This is a genomic window from Flavobacterium ammonificans (assembly GCF_020885975.1).
Classification (GTDB): domain Bacteria; phylum Bacteroidota; class Bacteroidia; order Flavobacteriales; family Flavobacteriaceae; genus Flavobacterium; species Flavobacterium ammonificans.
The window spans coordinates 933606-954311 of sequence record NZ_AP025183.1 but is presented as its reverse complement, the minus strand read 5'-3'; the positions used below and the strand labels follow the sequence as shown (position 1 = coordinate 954311).

Annotated in this window: 14 protein-coding genes; 13 read left to right on the top strand and 1 reads right to left on the bottom strand. The window is 35.4% G+C overall.

The window, feature by feature from the left end; genetic code table 11:
• The first annotated feature begins 1 nt into the window (after position 1).
• The 12 genes from LPC23_RS04160 to LPC23_RS04100 all read left to right on the top strand — a co-directional run bounded on the left by LPC23_RS04160 (position 2) and on the right by LPC23_RS04100 (position 18227).
• The gene (locus LPC23_RS04160; protein WP_229331317.1) at positions 2–223 is read left to right on the top strand and encodes a DUF6814 family protein; all 222 of its coding nucleotides are present in this window, start codon (positions 2–4) and stop codon (positions 221–223) included.
• Between the two features lie 315 nt (positions 224–538).
• A complete protein-coding gene (locus LPC23_RS04150) occupies positions 539–3244 on the top strand; it encodes an ATP-binding protein (RefSeq protein ID WP_229331315.1) in 2706 nt (901 codons plus the stop codon).
• A gap of 4 nt (positions 3245–3248) precedes the next feature.
• Positions 3249–3614: a response regulator transcription factor gene (locus LPC23_RS04145; protein WP_229326811.1), complete on the top strand. Its 366-nt coding sequence runs from the start codon at positions 3249–3251 to the stop codon at positions 3612–3614.
• A 25-nt stretch (positions 3615–3639) separates the two neighbouring features.
• Complete coding sequence (locus LPC23_RS04140; protein ID WP_229331312.1) at positions 3640–5538, top strand: acetate--CoA ligase; 1899 nt, start codon at positions 3640–3642, stop codon at positions 5536–5538.
• Between the two features lie 36 nt (positions 5539–5574).
• Positions 5575–7482, top strand: a complete 1908-nt coding sequence (gene acs / locus LPC23_RS04135) for an acetate--CoA ligase (RefSeq protein WP_229326808.1) — start codon at positions 5575–5577, stop codon at positions 7480–7482.
• A 140-nt stretch (positions 7483–7622) separates the two neighbouring features.
• Positions 7623–8648 (top strand): LacI family DNA-binding transcriptional regulator, encoded by a 1026-nt coding sequence (locus LPC23_RS04130; RefSeq protein WP_229326806.1) that lies wholly within the window; start codon positions 7623–7625, stop codon positions 8646–8648.
• 158 nt (positions 8649–8806) lie between these two features.
• Positions 8807–10144: an MFS transporter gene (locus LPC23_RS04125; protein ID WP_229331310.1), complete on the top strand. Its 1338-nt coding sequence runs from the start codon at positions 8807–8809 to the stop codon at positions 10142–10144.
• 3 nt (positions 10145–10147) lie between these two features.
• Positions 10148–10804 (top strand): beta-phosphoglucomutase, encoded by a 657-nt coding sequence (gene pgmB, locus LPC23_RS04120; RefSeq protein ID WP_229331308.1) that lies wholly within the window; start codon positions 10148–10150, stop codon positions 10802–10804.
• 60 nt (positions 10805–10864) lie between these two features.
• Positions 10865–13186, top strand: a complete 2322-nt coding sequence (locus LPC23_RS04115; RefSeq protein WP_229331306.1) for a glycoside hydrolase family 65 protein — start codon at positions 10865–10867, stop codon at positions 13184–13186.
• Between the two features lie 126 nt (positions 13187–13312).
• Positions 13313–15148, top strand: a complete 1836-nt coding sequence (locus LPC23_RS04110) for a glycoside hydrolase family 13 protein (RefSeq protein ID WP_229331305.1) — start codon at positions 13313–13315, stop codon at positions 15146–15148.
• Positions 15149–15156: 8 nt separating this feature from the next.
• Entirely contained in the window at positions 15157–16812 is a 1656-nt protein-coding gene (locus LPC23_RS04105) for an alpha-amylase family glycosyl hydrolase (protein ID WP_229331303.1), read from the top strand.
• 188 nt (positions 16813–17000) lie between these two features.
• Positions 17001–18227, top strand: coding sequence for a BaiN/RdsA family NAD(P)/FAD-dependent oxidoreductase (locus LPC23_RS04100; protein WP_229331300.1), 1227 nt, complete (start codon positions 17001–17003; stop codon positions 18225–18227).
• 695 nt (positions 18228–18922) lie between these two features.
• Here LPC23_RS04100 and LPC23_RS04095 read toward each other — a convergent pair.
• Complete coding sequence (locus LPC23_RS04095) at positions 18923–19399, bottom strand: TspO/MBR family protein (protein ID WP_229331298.1); 477 nt, start codon at positions 19397–19399, stop codon at positions 18923–18925.
• A 217-nt stretch (positions 19400–19616) separates the two neighbouring features.
• On the opposite strand from LPC23_RS04095, the gene LPC23_RS04090 reads away from it, so the two are divergent.
• Positions 19617–20705 (top strand): diphosphomevalonate decarboxylase, encoded by a 1089-nt coding sequence (locus tag LPC23_RS04090; RefSeq protein WP_229331296.1) that lies wholly within the window; start codon positions 19617–19619, stop codon positions 20703–20705.
• The last annotated feature ends 1 nt before the right edge of the window (position 20706 follow it).

The following is a 20706-nucleotide window of genomic DNA, read 5'->3' as shown; positions in this document are numbered from 1 at the left end:
TATGAACGCAATAAAAAAAATATTAGGATTGGTTTGGATTGGGATTGGAGTCGCAGCGGCTTATTTCCTAATAATCGATCAAGCGATACCAAAATTTGAATCTGGAAAACCAGAAGATATGATTCCAGCAATTATATACACATTTGTACTTGCTCCAATTATTGTTGGAGGCTTAGGAATCTTTGGTTATTACTCATTGACAGGAGAATACAGTGATAAATAATTAGTAATTTCTATTTAAAATTATGCAATCGCTGTCATTTATGGCAGCGTTTGTATATTTTAAGAAATACTACTGAAAATAAAATATACTAGACCAATAACTTTACTGAATACCTAGTAGTATACAATATGAAAAAAAGACATGAACAAAAATTGGTAATCCTTTCAATGCTATTACTCTTAGCATTGAACATGCCATTATTGTTATTGTTTGATAGTTCTGAACCATTTTTAGGCTTTCCTATTGTGTACATTTACGTGTTTTCTATATGGTTATTTTCTATAGGTATAACCTACTTAATTATTAAAAGATATTATGAGTAGTGTAGCCCTTTTATTAATTTTAGTATTGTATATGCTAATCCTTTTTTATATTGCCTATTGGGCAGAAAAAAGAGGACATTCTCGTTGGACAAACAATCCTTATATCTATTCGCTGTCCCTTGCCGTATATTGTACAGCATGGACCTATTACGGAAGTATTGGCGTTGCAGCCAATTCTGGTTTAAATTACTTACCTATTTACTTAGGCCCTATCATTATTATTCCTACTTGGATGATTATTTTAAAAAAAATAATTCGCATTTCAAGAGTGAATAAAATATCCAGTATTGCTGATTTTATTTCATTACGTTATGGTAATGACAGATTTTTAGGTGCTTTAGTTACCATCGTTTGTATCTTTGGTATTGTACCTTACATTGCTTTGCAACTCAAGTCCATCTCGGACACTTTTCATATCGTTACTAAAACGGAATCTAGTTCTAATATTTTTTACGACACCTCTACCTATGCGTGTATCGCACTCGCTTTATTTGCCTCTTATTACGGGACCCGTTATGTAGATGCATCAGAGAAAAGACGAGGTATTGTAACTGCGGTAGCCTTAGAGTCGGTATTGAAATTAGTATTCTTTTTGATCATTGGAATCTATGTCACCTACTTTGTATTTGACGGATTTGATGATATTTATACACAAGCTTCAGGACTAGAAAAATTTGCTGAGAAAAATTCTATTGGAGGTTTGACTGGAGCCATCAACTGGTTTTTTCTTTGCATACTCTCTATGTTTGCCATTTTTCTTTTACCAAGACAATTTCATACCGCAATTGTAGAGAATAACAAAGAAACTCATTTAAAAACCGCCATGTGGTTGTTTCCACTCTACCTGTTGCTATTCAATATTTTTGTTTTCCCAATTGCTTGGGGAGGAAATATTTTATTTGAAGGGAAAGGATTCAATTCGGATACTTATTCCTTATTGATTCCACAATTTTTCAATAACAACACACTAACCGTTCTAGTATTTTTAGGAGGGTTTTCTGCCGCCATTTCGATGATTATTGTTTCGTCTATTGCATTGGCAACCATGTTAAGTAATAACTTATTAATTCCGTATGGTTTTGTTGGCAGGCTGAGAAACAAATCTCAAGATAAAAACAATACAAGAATATTACGAAGCAGGAAAATAGGTATCTTTTTATTGATTATTTTGTCCTATGCGATTTACAAAATTTTCATTTTAGATTACTCCCTTGTTTCCATTGGACTTGTTTCTTTTGTAATTATAGCGCAACTAGCCCCTGCTTTTTTCGGCGCTATTTTTTGGAGAAGAGGATCTAATAAAGGAGCAATAACCGGAATTATTCTTGGCTTCATTATTTGTTGTTATACTTTATTAATTCCTTATGCATTGGGGATATCTAATTCTACTAGCCAATTCATAAAAGAAGGTCCTTGGGGATTTGATTTATTACAACCCTTACAACTTTTTGGATTGGATTATTTAGACCCTATCCCACATGCTTTATTTTGGAGTTTATTTTTTAATATAATTGGGTTTGCTTCGATTTCTGTTAGTTTTAAAGGAAATTACAGAGAACGAAATTATGCCGAAATGTTTGTTGATATTGACAAGTACATCACCAATCACGAAGATGCTTTTGTGTGGAAAGGAACAGCCTATGTCTCTGATATTGAAAAGGTTTTGCAGCGTTTTCTTGGTGAAGAAAGAACCAAACGAGCCTTATCCATATTTAATTTAAAGTACAACATTGACAAAAATGTTACCACTGCAGACCCACGATTTATAAAATTTGCCGAGAATTTATTAACGGGACATATTGGTACGGCTTCCGCCAAAATTTTAATAGCCAGTGTGGTGAAAGAAGACGAAATAAGTCTGCCAGAGGTGTTGCGAATCTTAGAAGAGTCCAAAGAAAATATCATCATTAATAAAAAACTGACCGATACTTCCAATGAATTGCAAAAAATATCAGAGCAATTGAAAGTGGCCAATGAAGAACTTGTTAAGAAAGACATTCAAAAAGATGAATTTTTAGATACCGTTACTCATGAATTACGCACACCAATAACAGCTATTAGAGCCGCTAGTGAAATTTTACATGATGACGAAGATGTACCGTTTGAAGTACGTAAACAATTTTTGCAAAATATCATCTCAGAATCCGATCGTTTGAATCGTTTGATTGATAAAATTTTGGATTTAGAAAAATTTGAAACAGGCAAACAAAAGATTTATCTCTCTAAAAATAACATTGTTTCAACAGTAGAGAAAACCTTAGAATCGGTTAAGCAACTAATTGCAAATAAAAAAATACAGGTTGTATTTGAAGATGCTGGCAAAGAAATTCGAGCTTTTTATGACGAAGAACGCATCATTCAAGTGATTCATAACTTATTATCGAATGCAATTAAATTTTCAGCTGAAACAGATGGTTTAATTCACATTCAAATTACTGAAAACGAATCCAATGTTGCCGTAACAATTCACAACAACGGCAAAGGAATCAAAAATGAAGATTTTGAAGCCATCTTCGACAAATTTTATCAATCTAGAAACCAAAATGTCAAAAAACCAATCGGTAGCGGATTAGGATTAGCCATTTGCAAACAAATAATTGAACATCATAAAGGCGCCATCTGGGCCGAAAATAACGTAATAGAAGGAGCCACTTTTGTCTTCACACTACCCAACTACAACACAACAGAAAACAACTAAGAGGATGAAAAAGATACTAATCGTAGACGACGAACCGAATATCGTAATGGCTTTAGAATACACCTTCAAAAAGAACAATTTTGAAGTATTTATTGCGCGCGATGGAAAAGAGGCACTGGAAATTTTAGAAAAACAACTTCCAGATGTAATCATTTTGGACGTAATGATGCCAATGGTTGACGGATATGCTACTATAGAAGAAATCAAAAAAGACGATCGATTAGCCCATTGTAAAGTCATTTTCCTTTCGGCAAAAAACAAAGAAAGTGATATTGAAAAAGGGATGATGTTAGGCGCTAATTTGTATGTCGTCAAGCCATTTTCTGCAAAAAAATTAGTTGAACAAGTACACGAATTATTAGAAAACTAGCCCCAATTTATATAAAAAAGTTACAATGAATTATAAAGATACCTACGCAGCAAGCACCGAAAATCCGGAAGCGTTTTGGAAAAAACAAGCCGGAAGTATAGATTGGTTTACACAACCTGAAAGCATTTTATCTTCTGATGAAAATGGTTATCCGCTTTGGTACAAAGACGGAGAATTAAACGTATGCTATTTAGCATTAGACAAACATATTGAAGAGGGTTTTGGTGATCAAGTAGCCATAATTTATGATTCACCTGTTACTCAAACCATAAAAAAATATACTTTTTTAGAAGTAAAAACCGAAGTAGCTAAACTTGCTGGAGGAATGCAATCTTTGGGATTAAAAAAAGGAGATACAGCCGTAATTTATATGCCTATGATTCCGCAAGCCGCATTTGCCATGTTAGCATGTGCGCGAATTGGAGTGACACATTCAGTAGTTTTTGGAGGATTTGCTCCTCACGAATTGGCTATTCGAATTGACGATTGCAAACCAAGAGCAATAATCACTGCCTCTTCAGGAATTGAAATTGACCGATTGATTGCTTACAAACCGTTAGTTGATGAAGCTATTCAATTGGCCGAACACAAACCTAAAAAAGTAATTATTCTGAACCGAAAATTAGGGGCAAAAGTGCCATTTAAAAAATACGATGTGGATTATGACGCATTGGTATATGGTTCGGAAGAAGCAGAATGTGTTCCGTTGAACTCCACACATCCTTTGTATGTTTTATACACATCAGGGACAACTGGGAAACCAAAAGGAATCGTTCGTGATTCAGGTGGTTATGCCACAGCTCTAAAATATTCAATGCAAAATGTGTATAATGCCAAAGAAGGTGAAGTGTTTTGGGCAGCTTCTGATGTGGGTTGGGTTGTAGGACATAGCTATATTGTTTATGGCCCACTAATCAATAGAAATACAACTATTATTTTTGAAGGAAAACCAATCAAAACTCCCGATGCAAGTACTTTTTGGAGAATGATTGAAGAACATAAAGTAAGCGTAATGTTTACGGCTCCAACAGCCATTCGTGCCATCAAAAAAGAAGATCCCAACGGAGAATTCATCAAAAAACACGATTTAAGTTCGCTAAAAATTCAGTTTTTAGCGGGTGAACGTTGTGATGTAGCTACTTTAGAATGGTACCAAGAACACATTCCGGTTCCAGCTATTGACCATTGGTGGCAAACAGAAACAGGTTGGCCAATTGTAGCTAATATGATGGGGATTGAATATTTACCAATCAAACCGGGATCTGTTGGAAAAGCAGTTCCAGGATTTGACATCCGAATTTTTAGTGAAAACGGTACAGAAGTAGGACCCAACGAAGAAGGATATGTAGTTATCAAATTGCCTTTGCCTCCAGGAACCTTATTGGATTTATGGAAAGACAACCCAAGATTCAAAGCAGGTTATTTAGAAAAATTTCCAGGTTACTATTTCTCAGGTGATGGCGGATTCAAGGATGACGATGATTATATTTTTATTACTGGTCGTGTGGATGATGTAATCAACGTAGCGGGTCACCGTCTTTCTACTGCCGAAATGGAAGAAATTGTAGCTTCACATTCGTCTGTAGCAGAATGTGCCGTTATTGGAATTCACGATGAACTAAAAGGGCAAACACCATTGGCTTTGGTAGTCATAAAGCACGGAGATGACATGGAGCATTTCCAATTGGAACAAGAAATTGTAAAACTGGTACGCCAACAAATTGGTGCGGTTGCTTCATTGCGAAATGTAGTTATTGTAAATCGTTTACCAAAAACCCGTTCGGGTAAAATTCTTCGTAAATTAATGCGAAGCATAACTGACGGTGAAGATTTCCAAATTCCGTCTACTATTGATGACGAAGCCATTGTAGGCGAAATTATCGAGGTATTGAAAAAATACAAAATTGGAAGTTACAGCAAATAAAAACAAACAGAATTAGAACATATAAAATAGAATACCATGAGTTATTATAAAATTGAAAATCTAGAAGAATACTTCAAACACTACAAAAAATCGATTCGTGAACCTAAAAAATTCTGGGACCGAATTGCCTCTGAAAATTTTACTTGGTACCAAGAATGGGACAACGTAATTGATTTTAATATGGCTGAAGCCGAAATTAAATGGTTTACCAATGCCAAAGTAAATATTACAAAGAACTGTATTGACAGACACCTTGCCAAAAGAGGAGAAAAAACAGCCATTATTTTTGAACCGAATGATCCTTCAGAGGCAGCGCAACACATTTCGTATAACGAATTGTACGAACGAGTCTCAAAAATGGCTAATGTTTTGCGTGAGCAAGGCGTCAAAAAAGGAGATCGTGTCTGTATTTATTTACCAATGATTCCAGAATTGGCCATTTCATTATTGGCTTGTGCTAGAATTGGAGCGATTCACTCGGTCGTTTTTGCAGGATTCTCTGCTTCGGCAGTGGCTTCAAGAATCAACGATTGCGAATGTAAAATGGTCATCACTTCTGACGGAAGTTACCGCGGTAACAAAGCGATTGACTTAAAAGGCATTGTGGACGAAGCCTTAGAAAAATGTCCTTGCGTTGAAACGGTTTTGGTTGCCAAAAGAACCAACACCAACGTGAATATGAAAGAAGGACGTGACCAATGGTTGCAACCACTTTTAGATGATGCAATGAATACTAACGTTGCTGAAATTATGGATGCTGAAGATCCTTTGTTTATTCTTTACACTTCAGGTTCTACAGGAAAACCTAAAGGAATGGTACACACTACAGCAGGTTATATGGTATATACTGCTTATACTTTCAAAAATGTATTTAGCTACGAAGAAAATGATGTTTTCTGGTGTACCGCAGATATTGGTTGGATTACAGGACATTCTTATATTCTTTACGGACCGTTGTTAAATGGAGCTACCACTGTAATTTTTGAAGGAGTTCCTTCGTATCCAGACTTCAGTCGTTTTTGGGAAGTAATTGAAAAACACCAAGTCACTCAATTCTATACAGCCCCAACAGCTATTCGTGCATTGGCTAAAGAAAGTGTAGAATACGTTCAAAAATATCCTTTACAATCTTTAAAAGTAATTGGATCTGTTGGTGAGCCAATCAATGAAGAGGCTTGGCACTGGTACAACGACCACGTAGGCGGAAAAAGATGTCCAGTTGTAGATACGTGGTGGCAAACCGAAACAGGAGGAATTATGATTTCGCCTTTGGCTTTTGTGACGCCTACAAAACCAACCTATGCTTCGCTTCCATTACCGGGTATTCAACCCGTTTTGATGGATGAAAAACGCAACGAAATTGAAGGCAATCAAGTAACCGGAAGTTTATGTATTAAATACCCTTGGCCGAGTATCGCAAGAACTATTTGGGGTGACCATCAACGTTATAAAGAAACTTATTTTAGTGCTTTCCCAGGGAAATATTTTACTGGCGACGGAGCTTTGCGTGACGAAGTAGGCTATTATAGAATTACAGGTCGTGTCGATGACGTAGTGATTGTTTCAGGACATAATTTAGGAACTGCACCTATTGAAGATGCTATCAACGAACATCCAGCGGTGGCCGAATCAGCTATTGTAGGTTTCCCACACGACATCAAAGGAAATGCTTTATACGGGTTTGTCATCTTAAAAGAATCAGGAGAAAACCGTGATAGAGATAACTTAAGCAAAGAGATTAATCAACATATTTCAGATCATATTGGACCTATTGCCAAATTGGATAAAATTCAGTTCGTTTCGGGTTTACCAAAAACACGATCTGGAAAAATTATGCGTAGAATCTTGCGTAAAATTGCAGAAGGCGACTTCTCAAACTTTGGAGACATCACCACTTTATTGAATCCAGAAATTGTGGATGAAATTAAAGATGGAAAAATTTAGTATTTAGTTTAGGTGTTAATTGTAGTTAAAAAAAGCTACTCCATTCAAGGAGTAGCTTTTTTGTTTGTTCTGAATAGTATTTTAATTGTGAAAATTAAATTTACCTTTATACGCAATTATTATTTCCGTTTATTTAAATCATGAAGAGAAAAGTAACGCTAAAACAGATTGCAAAAGACCTCAACGTCTCCATTTCGACCGTTTCAAAATCGATCAGAAATAGCTCTGAAATTGGAGAAGAAACCCGTCAAAAAGTTCAAGCTTACGCTAAATTGCACCATTATACACCTAATAATATTGCTTTAAGTTTAAAAAACAGAAAAACAAAAACTATAGGAATCATCATTCCTGAAATTGTCCATCATTTTTTCTCAACCGTAATTAATGGCATTGAGCATGTAGCCAATGAAAATGGTTACAATGTTATTATTTGCTTGTCTGACGAGTCTTTTGACAAAGAGGTTTTGAATATGGAAATGCTTGCTAAAGGTAGTATTGATGGATTTATAATGTCATTATCTAAAGAAACCCAATTTAAGGGCGATTTTAATCACATTACCGAAGTGATCAATCAAGGAATGCCTGTTGTAATGTTTGATAGAGTCACAGATGAAGTTTTGTGTGACAAAGTCATCATTAATGATAAAGCTGCTGCATATGAAGCAGTACAAAGTCTAATCGATAAAGGAAGAAAAAAAATAGCTCTTGTCACCACAATGGATTATGTAAGCGTTGGAAAACTGCGAACCGATGGTTACACCAAAGCATTACTTGACAACAACATCGCCTTTGATGAAAATTTAATACTCAAAATTGAGGACATAGCAAATAGCGAAATTACGATTAGTACATTTTTAAAGGATAAGGCAATAGACGCTGTTTTTGCTGTAAACGAACTTTTTGCAGTTACCATAATTAAAACAGCTACAAAAATGGGATTGAATGTTCCAAATGATATTGCAGTAATAGCATTTACAGACGGTATTATATCAAAATATTCTACCCCAACAATAACTACTGTCTCTCAAAGAGGGAAAAAAATGGGTGCAAAAGCTGCGAAAATTCTAATCAATAGACTAGAATCTGAAGAGGAAGAAGAAGGGGAAGAAAATTATAGAACAGAGGTTATTGCTACCCATTTAATTGAACGGGAATCTACAATTTAAATTAAAAATGTTACTTCTATCGCAACTACAACCTTGTAGTTAAAATTATTTATCCAAAATTCAATTTGGCTCTTTTTAGTTACAAATATATTTTTACTTTTACGATTCAATGGCTGTTTTTAAGTATAAAACAAACCCATTTTTTAAAGTAAATTACTATGGAAAAGCGTAAATTAAGTACCGCTGAAATCTGGACAATGAGTTTTGGATTTTTAGGCATACAAATGGGTTTTGCATTGCAAAATGCTAATGCTAGCCGAATTCTTCAAATCTTTGGTGCCGATGTGCACGAACTCTCTTGGTTTTGGATAATTGCTCCATTAATGGGATTAATTGTACAACCTATAATTGGGTATTACAGTGACAAAACATGGGGCCGCTTTGGAAGAAGAAAACCATTTTTCTTTGCGGGTGCGATTCTAGCTTCTATTGGTTTAATCTTGATGCCACAAGCCGAAATTTTCATCGCTATGCTTCCCGCTTTATGGGTTGGCGCAGGAATGTTAATGATTATGGATGCCTCTTTTAATATTGCAATGGAACCTTTCAGAGCATTAGTAGGTGATAATTTAAGAACTGACCAAAGAACTGCGGGATTTAGTGTACAAACCGCCTTAATTGGTTTTGGAGCGGTTATTGGATCATGGCTCCCATATGTTTTAACCAATTGGTTTGGAATTTCAAACAAAAATGAAGAGGGCGGAGTGCCTTACAATTTAATCTTATCTTTTATCATTGGTGCAATTGTCCTAGTAGGATCCGTATTGATTTCTATTTTCAGTACTAAAGAATATTCACCGGAAGAGTTAGCCCAATTTTCGGATGAAAAACCAGCTTCAGAAAAAGAATCTAGTCTTTTTGATGTAATTGATGATTTCAGACAAATGCCATCCACAATGAGACAATTGGCTTTTGTTCAATTTTTCTCTTGGTTTGGATTGTTTGGCATGTGGGTTTTTACAACTCCAGCTATTGCACATCACATTTACGGTTTACCAATTAGTGACAATTCAAGTGATGCCTATCAAACCGCAGGTGATTGGGTAGGCGTACTATTTGGAGTGTACAACTTAGTATCTGCCATCTATGCTTTTGCTTTGCCTTACATCGCTAAACAAATTGGACGAAAAGCGACTCATGCCATTTCATTAATTATAGGTGGACTAGGTCTAATCTCCATTTATTTTGCACCTAATGAGGATTTCTTAATTCTTTCGATGGTAGCCGTAGGGATTGCTTGGGCAAGTATTTTATCGATGCCATTTGCTATTCTTGCAGGTTCTATTTCTCCTTTCAAAATGGGAGTATACATGGGGATTTTTAACTTTTTTGTGGTATTGCCACAGATTGTGAATGCCTTAATTGGTGGTCCTCTTGTGAAATATGTGTATCAAGACAACGCCATCTATGCTATTGTAACCAGCGGAGTTAGTTTTATTATTGCTGCACTTTTGGTAACACGAGTTAAAGATGTCGATGACGTAGTAAAAAAATAAATAATGACAAAAAAAGGATTTATATTCGACCTTGACGGCGTAATTGTAGATACAGCCAAATACCATTATTTGGCTTGGAAAAAAATTGCAAACGAATTGGGTATCGATTTCACACACGAACACAACGAATTATTAAAAGGAGTTAGCCGCGTACGCTCACTTGATATTATTTTAGGTCTTGGAAACGTCGAAGCTTCTCAGGATCAAAAAGACCAATGGTTAGTTCAAAAAAACGAGGAGTATTTGACTTATCTAGTAGATATGGATCAAAGCGAAATACTTCCTGGCGTAATGTCGGTTTTAGAATTCTTGAAAGCCAATCAACAACCTATCGCTTTGGGTTCGGCAAGTAAAAATGCTCGACCCATTTTAGATAAAACAGGTATTCTATCTTACTTCGATGTGATTGTTGATGGAAATGACGTAAGCAACGCTAAACCAGACCCTGAAGTATTTCTTCAAGCAGCACAAAAATTGGGAATTAGCAATGAAAATTCCATAGTTTTTGAAGATTCGGTTGCCGGAATTCAAGCCGCAAATATTGCCACCATGACCAGTATTGGTATTGGAGAAGCAAGCATTTTAAACGAAGCTAAATACAATTTTAAAGACTTCACTTTTATTGACGAAGCCTTTTTAAATTCACTTATAAATAATTAAAAAATTGAACTTGGGAAGAATTAACCCATTTTCAAATTTTCAAATTTTCAAATTAAAAAAATGAACCAAGATTATATAAAACCAGACAACTGGTCGATTATTGAAGAAGGATTTGATGTAGAAAGAGTAAAATCATCCGAAAGTCTTTTTAGTATTGGAAACGGAGCCATGGGGCAACGTGCCAATTTTGAAGAAGCCTATTCTGGCGAAACTTTTCAAGGAAGTTATATTGCCGGAATCTACTATCCTGATAAAACCAAAGTGGGCTGGTGGAAAAATGGCTATCCAGAATATTTTGCCAAAGTATTGAACGCACCCAATTGGATTGGAATTGATATCGAAATCAATGGTGAAAATTTAGATTTACACGCATGTGCTTCAGTTCGTAATTTCCGTCGGGAATTGAATATGAAAGAAGGTTGGTACCAACGTTCTTTTGAAGCTACTTTGCAAAACGGAACCGAAATTGCAGTAAACGTAAAACGTTTCTTATCTATTAATCTGGACGAAGTGGGAATCATCAATTACGAAATTTCTCCATTGAACAAAGACGCTAAAATTGTCTACAAACCTTATATCGACGCTGGAGTAACTAACGAAGATGCGAATTGGGAAGAGAAATTTTGGGAACCATTAGAAGTTAAAAAAGGAAGTAATGAAGCTTTTGTAACGGCTCAAACGTTCAAAACACATTTCAAGGCAACTACTTTCATGCACAATAGTATTTGGGCCAATGGAAAAAATGAAAACATTTCGCCAGTTGCTATTGATGCCACTAACGAAAAAATCCAACACAGTTACGAAACCGTAATTGGACAAGGTCAAACTTCGGCGATTCAGAAAATTGGTGGCTACACCGTTTCCATGAATCATGCCAACACCCAAACGGCAGCAGAAAATGTCATTAAATTGGCTTTAGCCAAAGGATACGAAGCTCTTTTAGAAGAACAAAAAGTTGCTTGGGCTAAAATCTGGGAAATGTCAGATATCACTATCGAAGGCGATGTGAAAGCACAACAAGGAATCCGTTTCAACATTTTCCAATTGAACCAAACCTATTTAGGTAAAGATTCTCGTTTAAATATTGGACCGAAAGGTTTTACTGGAGAAAAATATGGTGGTTCAACGTATTGGGATACCGAAGCGTATTGTATTCCTTTTTACATGGCAACTAAAGACCAGAAAGTAGCTCGTAATTTATTGACGTATCGTTACAATCAATTGGATAAAGCGATTGAGAATGCAGCAAAATTAGGCTTTACCAATGGCGCTGCTTTGTACCCAATGGTAACCATGAACGGAGAAGAATGCCATAACGAATGGGAAATTACCTTCGAAGAAATCCACCGAAATGGTGCGATTGCCTTTGCTATTTTTAACTATTATCGTTTTACAGGAGATTACAGTTATATTCCTGAAAAAGGATTGGAAGTGTTGATTGGTATTGCTCGTTTTTGGCACCAAAGAGCGACTTTTTCTACTAACCAAAATAAATATGTGATTTTAGGGGTTACAGGTCCTAACGAATACGAAAACAACGTTAATAATAACTTCTACACCAATTATATTGCTAAATGGTGTATTGATTATGCAGCTGAACAAATTCAGAAAGTATCTTTAGAATACCAATCCGATCACAAACGCATTATTGAAAAAGTAAATTTATCGAATGCTGAGTTGCAAGAATGGAAAAAAGTAGCCGACAATATGTACTTTCCAGAATCGAAAGAATTGGGAGTCTACTTACAACAAGACGGTTTCTTGGATAAAGAATTAGTTCGCGTAGCCGATTTAGATAGAAGCCAACGCCCAATCAACCAAAAATGGTCTTGGGATAGAATTTTACGTTCGCCATACATCAAACAAGCCGATGTATTGCAATGTTTCTATTTCTTTGAAGATCATTTTTCAAAAGAACAATTGAAAAATAACTTTGAGTTTTACGAGTCATTTACGGTTCACGAAAGTTCACTTTCGCCTTGTGTTCACTCTATTCAAGCGGCTGTTTTGGATAAAATGGATATGGCATATACTTTCTATTTAAGAACGTCACGTTTGGACTTAGACGATTATAACAAAGAAGTGGAAGAAGGATGTCACATCACTTCTATGGCGGGTACTTGGATGAGCATTGTAGAAGGTTTTGGCGGAATGCGTGTGAAAGACAACACCTTACATTTTGCTCCAAAAATCCCGAAAGAGTGGGAAGGATATTCGTTTAAAATCAATTTCAGAAACCAAATTGTAAAAGTATCGGTTAGCCAATCTGAAACTCAAATTGCTTTAGAAGGTAACAACGCTATTACTGTTGTTGTGAATGGAAAAGAAGTGGTTGTGGAAGCTAATGGTTTAGTGAACATAGAACCAATAAGACTGGGTTAAAATCCAGCCTTTGAATATAGGTCGAACCTACGGCTCTCGGAAATATACCAAAGTTCCGTAGGAACGACTGATTATTTAACAACGGATTTTAATCCGTTGGTTGCCTGGGTAAAAAATAAAATTGCTATGAAGAAAGTCTTCTTTTTACTGCTTACTACAACATTTGCTTTCGCGCAAATTGATCGTGTTGAACCACCTTTTTGGTATGCCGACATGAATCTATCAGAAGTGCAAATTATGTTCTATGGGAAAAATATTGCTCAAAACGAAGTAACAGTTTCCAATGGAATTAGTATTAAAAATGTTCAAAAGACTGAAAATTCAAACTATCTTTTTGTAACTATTGATACCAAGAATGTAAGAGCACAAGACTTGCTTTTTTCGTTTTCGAAAAATAAAAAAGTAACATTTACTCAAAAATACAGTTTAAAATCAAGGAGAGAAAATTCACGTTTCCGCAAAGGATTTGATAGTTCGGATATGATTTATCTATTGATGCCCGATCGTTTTGCTAATGGCAATCCGAACAATGACAGCACCCAAGAAACGATTGAAAAAGCCAATCGTGCTAATAAAGACGGACGCCACGGGGGTGATATAGAAGGGATTATCAAAAACCTAGACTACATCAAATCATTGGGGGCTACCGCACTTTGGCCTACCCCACTTTGCGAAGACAATGACGAAAAAGGATCGTATCATACTTACGGTCAATCTGATGTATATAAAATTGATTCTCGTTTTGGAACCAATGAAGATTATGTTCGATTGAGTGCCGAATTGCACCAACGTGGTATGAAAAACATAATGGATTATGTGACCAACCATTGGGGATACCAACATTGGATGATGAATGATTTGCCTACTTATGATTGGATTCATCAATTTCCTGGTTTTAAACAAACCAATTACCGAATGACCTCTCAGTTTGATCAAAATGCTTCCAAAACAGATGCTCAAATCTGTATGGATGGATGGTTTGTCAAATCCATGCCTGATTTGAACCAATCGAATCCTTTGGTGTTAAATTATTTAATTCAAAATGCCATTTGGTGGATTGAATATGCCGACTTAGATGGGTTCCGAGTGGACACCTATTCGTATTGCGACAAAAAAGGAATTGCTGCTTGGACCAAAGCCATTACAGATGAATATCCACATTTCAATATCGTAGGAGAAGTTTGGATGCACGATCAAGCTCAAATGGCCTATTGGCAAAAGGACAGTAAAATTGGAGCTATTCAAAGCTATAATTCCAATCTGCCTTCGGTGATGGATTTTACGCTGCACGATGCTATTAACGGAGGTGTTTTTAACGAAAACAAAGCCAGTTGGGACAAAGGAATAATTAAAGTATATGAAAATTTTACCAATGATTTCTTGTATCCAAATACAAACAACATCTTAGTTTTTGCCGAAAATCATGATACCAACCGCTTCAACCAAATCTACCAAGGGGATTTGAAAAAATATCAAATGGCTATGAGTTTGGTGGCAACTGTTCGAGGTATTCCACAATTGTATTATGGTTCTGAAATTGGAATGAAAGGCGATAAAAATGTAGGCGATGGCGATATCCGTCGTGATTTTCCTGGTGGTTGGAAAGACGATTCTAAAAACGCTTTTTCTGCTGAAAGTCGCACTAAAGAACAACAACAATACTTCGATTTTACTTCCAAATTATTCAACTGGAGGAAAGGAAAATCGGTAATTCATAACGTAAAAACCACACATTATGTTCCTGAAAATAATGTCTACACTTATTTTAGATACAATGATGCTGAAAGTGTAATGGTAATCATCAACAATTCGGATGAAAAACAAGAAGTAAACGTTTCTCGTTTTAAAGAAAATACCCAACACTATTCAACAGGAAAAGATGTAATTTCGGGACAAAGTATTAATATTAAAAACAACATTACTATCGAGGCTAAATCAGCTTTGATATTAGAACTTAAATAATCAAGACCATGAAAAAAAATATTTTATTACTAACTCTTTTGACTGTTTTTATTTCGTCAAATGCAACTCAAGCTCAAAATAAAGAAACGACTACCACTCCTTTTGTTTGGGAAGGAGCTAATTTGTACTTCTTATTGACCGATCGTTTTAATAACGGAGATCCGAGCAATGACATCCATTACAATCGAAATAAAGAAACGGGTAAACTACGCGGATTTATGGGTGGCGATGTCAAAGGAATTACTCAAAAAATTGAGGAAGGCTATTTTGACCAATTGGGAATCAATGCCATTTGGATGACACCTTTAGTTGAACAAATTCACGATGGAACGAATGAAGGAACCGGATATAGTTATGGATTTCATGGCTATTGGACTAAAGATTGGACTGCTTTAGACCCCAACTTTGGAACAGCCGAAGATTTAAAAACCATGGTTGAAAAAGCACACCAACATGGAATTCGTATTGTTTTTGACGGAGTTATCAATCATACGGGGCCCATAACCCCTCAGGATGCGGTTTGGCCAGAAAGTTGGGTACGAACAAGCCCAGCTTGCGACTACAAAAACTACGCAAATACAACCGCTTGTACCTTGGTAGCCAATCTTCCTGACACACGTACTGAAAGCGAGCAAAATGTAGAACTACCAGCAGCTTTAGTAGAAAAATGGAAAAAAGAAGGTCGTTACGAACAAGAAGTAAAAGAATTAGATGCTTTCTTTGCCCGAACAGGCTACCCAAGAGCACCCAAATATTACATCATCAAATGGTTGACAGATTACATCACTGAATATGGAATTGATGGATACCGTGCTGATACAACAAAACATCTTGAAGAAGGTGTTTGGGCCGAATTTAGAAAACAATGCGATTATGCATTTACCAATTGGAAGAAAAACAATCCTGAAAAAGTTCTAGACAGCAATTCGTTTTACACCACAGGTGAAGTGTCTGGTTACAACATTAGCGGTGGTTTATACTATGATTTTGGTGACAAAAAAGTGAATTACTTTGCTAATGGATTCAATAGTTTAATCAATTTCGAATTTAAAAATGAAGCTAAAAAAGACTATGAAAGTTTGTTCTCATACTACTCAAATACATTGCAAAAAGAATTAAAAGGTTTTGGCGTACTGAATTATGTTTCATCACACGATGACTCAACACCTTTTGATGGTAAGAGAGAAAAAACCTTTGAGAGCGCGACAAAATTATTATTAACTCCAGGTACGGCACAAGTATATTATGGAGATGAATCGGCTAGAAACTTAGTAATTGAAGGCACAAAAGGTGATGCTACCTTGCGTTCATTTATGAATTGGGACGATATTAAAAATGACCCATCTACTCAAAAAACACTAGCACACTGGCAAAAATTAGGTCAGTTTAGAAAAAATCATCCATCAGTTGGTGCTGGAGTTCACCAAAAAATAACTGCTAAACCGTATGTATTTAGCCGTAGTTATTCTAAAGAAAATTACAGTGATCAAGTAGTTATTGGATTGGATTTAGCCAAAGGCAAAAAAACAATTTCAACTGGAACAATCTTCCAAAACGGAGCCAAAGTAAAAGATGCTTATTCTGGAAAAGAAACGGTTGTTGCCAATGGAAAAGTAACAATTGATTCGGAATTTGATTTGGTTCTTTTGGAATTGAAGAAATAATATCGAATTAAGTTATAAAAAGAGTCTCTCTAAAAAGCACAAAATTTGTCATTCCGAATTTATTTCGGAATCTATAAATAATAATTATTCTTTATTTATAGAAACTGAAACAAGTTCAGTTTGACAGAAAGAAGTCTTTTTAGATAGGCTCTTTTTTTATTCTTAACTTTGTCATTCAATAACAAAAAATGAATCAAGACTTTGACATACTAATTGTGGGAGGTGGTGCTGCTGGATTTTTTTCGGCTATCAACATTGTTGAGCGCAATCCAAAACTCAAAGTCGCGATTTTAGAGCGGGGAAAAGAAGTGCTTTCCAAAGTTCGTATCTCAGGAGGAGGACGTTGCAATGTTACCCACGCTTGTTTTGAACCCAACGAATTGGTCAAATTCTATCCTAGGGGCGAAAAAGAATTGCGTGGTCCATTTCATCAATTTAGCTCTGGGGACACTATTGAATGGTTTGAAAAACACGGAGTCGAACTGAAAATTGAGGACGATGGCAGAATGTTTCCTGTTTCCAATTCTTCTCAAACCATCATCGATTGTTTTTTAAATGCCAGTAAAAAATTAGGCATTTCTATCTTAACAGGACAAAGTGTCCAATCCATTTTCAATACCGAAGGCTCGGATGGAAATTATTGGAAAATTGAAACTCAAACTGAGACTTACTTAGCTGAAAAACTCATTTTAGCTACAGGAAGCAATCCGAAAATTTGGGATTTGTTACATACGTTTGGGCATGCCATTGTCACCCCTGTACCTTCCCTATTTACCTTTAACATCAAAGATTATAGAATTAAAGAATTGCCTGGCATTGCGACTCAAGCAACTGTCAAAGTCAAAGACACAAAACTAGAATCAACAGGTCCTTTATTAATTACCCACTGGGGAATGAGTGGGCCAGCTATATTAAAATTATCGGCTTGGGGAGCGCGAATCTTACACGATAAAAACTACCAATTTACAATAGAAGTCAATTGGCTTAATGATATAGAATCTGAAGAGGCAGAAATGCTTTTGAAAGAGCTCAAACAAGAACATGCTAAAAAAACAGTGGCCAAAAAATCTCCATTTGAAGTACAAAATAGATTATGGGAAAGTTTAGTTTTAGCCTCAGGAATTAGCAACGAAACCAAATGGGCTGATTTATCGAAAATCCAATTGCAAAACTTGGCAAACCAACTCACAAAAGGTCTTTTTCAAGTCAATGGAAAAAGCACTTTTAAAGAAGAATTTGTCACCGCCGGTGGAATTGATTTAAAAGAAATCAATTTCAAAACTATGGAAAGCAAATTACACCCTAACCTTTATTTTGCTGGTGAAATTGTCAATATTGATGCCATAACTGGCGGATTTAACTTCCAAAATGCGTGGACCAGTGGTTTTATAGTTGCAGATGCAATAACCAATTAAAATTACTGATAATTTAAAGTTTAAGACATATGTTTTAAATTTATTTTGTTTTGCAAAAAAAGGTTTGTAAATTTGGCTTACAAATTATTGATTACTGTCCCATTTAGCCCCTACACTTACCCAATGACTACCACCAGCTACCGTATCCAGCTCATAAACAATTTTAAACCATTTGTTTTTTCCAAAAAGAAACCTTTAAATCAAAAATTAAGCAACTGCACAATTTCATTAATAATTAGTAGTATTTCTTTAGTAGCACTAATTGGGTATGGTTACTTGACAATTATATTGGAATTAATTGGAATTCAAGATTTTTTTGGATGGAATAAGAGTGGACTGATAATGATTGCACTAATATTGAACAGTATTAGTTTTCAAAATAGCGTGTTTCAATACCTTTTACTAAAACACATTCGTTTTCTAAATCAAAGTTCAGATCAATTCATAGATCGAGAGGTCAATGAGAATTTACAAAAAATCATCAATGAATTAAATACACCTTTTACATCTAAAAATGTAGTGATAGGATTTTGTATGTTACTCATTTCTTTACTTCTTAATTGCATAACAAGTTCAACTTTTGAATATGGAAACTACTTCAAAATCCCATTTGTACTCTATTCCATATACTTTGTGAAGCTTTTTTGGAACAATTATAAAAATCTCTTAGAAAATTTAATTCAAGTAGAAATTAATTAACGATTCAACCACCAAATACTAGCCGTTAATACCGATGCAAAACTCACCCAAGCCAAATAAGGCAGCATTAAATAACTAGCCGTTTTGTTGATTTTAGCAAACTGTGAATAGGTTTCGAAAATCATAAGCCAAAGCAAAACTACTTCGATAGTAGCCAACATTGGATTGTGCAATCCAAAAAACAAATAAGACCAAAGCGCATTTAGGGCCAACTGCAAAGCAAAAAAACGTAACGCTTTAACGACCATTTCTTTATTTGAATCGATATGATTCCAAACTAAGCCTGCGGCAATTCCCATCATGACGTACAAAGATGTCCAAACAGGTGCAAAAATCCAATTGGGTGGATTAAAACTAGGTTTTACCAAAGTAGGATACCAAGTCGCTATGGAAGCACGGGTGACCATTCCAGAAACATAGCCTACTAGTAAACATATAACGACAACTATTGCAATACGAGAAACTTTATTCATCTTATTTTTTTATCAAAATTAATCAAAACTTTCCCTATTCTACAAATAAAGGAATTAGCATTGATTACCAATTTCATTTATATTACCGCAAATTCGCAAATTAAACGAAAAGTAGCACTTGGAATTTTTATCAAAAAATAAAAATTTGCGAATTTGCGGTTATAAAAACCTCATAAATTAGCAATAGAAATCAGTATATTTGCTAAAATTTTTATTTATGGTAACCGCAAATGATTTTATTCCAGCTCCCTATACAAAGTCTGTTGAACAAGGTGTTTTTCAATGGAGTACGCCAAGTAATATTGCCTTGGTAAAGTATTGGGGCAAAAAAGAAAATCAAGTTCCCGCTAATCCTTCGGTAAGTTTTACTCTGAATAATTGTAAAACAATTACCCAATTGGCTTTCGCCAAAAGACAAAATACCAATTCCAATTTTTCTTTTGACTTGCTTTTTGAAGGAAAACCAAAAGAAGATTTTAAACCAAAAATTCAGAAATTTTTAGAGCGAATTGAATCCTACTTGCCTTTCTTGAAAGACTACCATTTTACGATTGATACCCAAAATACTTTTCCGCACAGTTCGGGAATCGCTTCTTCTGCATCGGGGATGGCAGCTTTGGCTATGAACCTGATGAGCTTGGAAAAGGAATTAAATCCCGCAATGACCGAAGACTATTTTTACCAAAAAGCTTCTTTCTTAGCGCGTTTAGGTTCTGGAAGTGCTTGCCGAAGTGTACAAGGTCAAGTTGTCGTTTGGGGGAAACAAGCAAATATTCCTGGAAGTTCTGATTTTTTTGGAGTGGAATTCCCACACACAATTCACGATAATTTCAAAAATTACCAAGACACTATTTTACTAGTTGATAAAGGTGAAAAACAAGTATCGAGTACTTTGGGGCACGATTTAATGCACAACCACCCTTTTGCCGAAAGGCGATTTGCACAAGCACATGAAAATTTAGACCAATTGATTGCTATCTTTGAATCAGGAAATGTAGAGCAATTCATCGCGGTTGTGGAGAGTGAAGCCTTGACACTACATGCTATGATGATGACTTCAATGCCTTATTTCATACTTATGAAACCCAATACTTTGGAAATTATCAATCGTATTTGGCAATTTAGAAATGAAACTAAAATTCCTGTTTGCTTCACTTTAGATGCTGGTGCCAATGTTCATGTTCTTTATCCAAATCATGTGAAAGAAAAAGTATTGCAATTTATTCAGGACGAATTAGTTGGCTATTGTCAAAATGGTCAGTATATTTGTGATGAAATTGGAATTGGCAGTCAATTAATTGATTAAA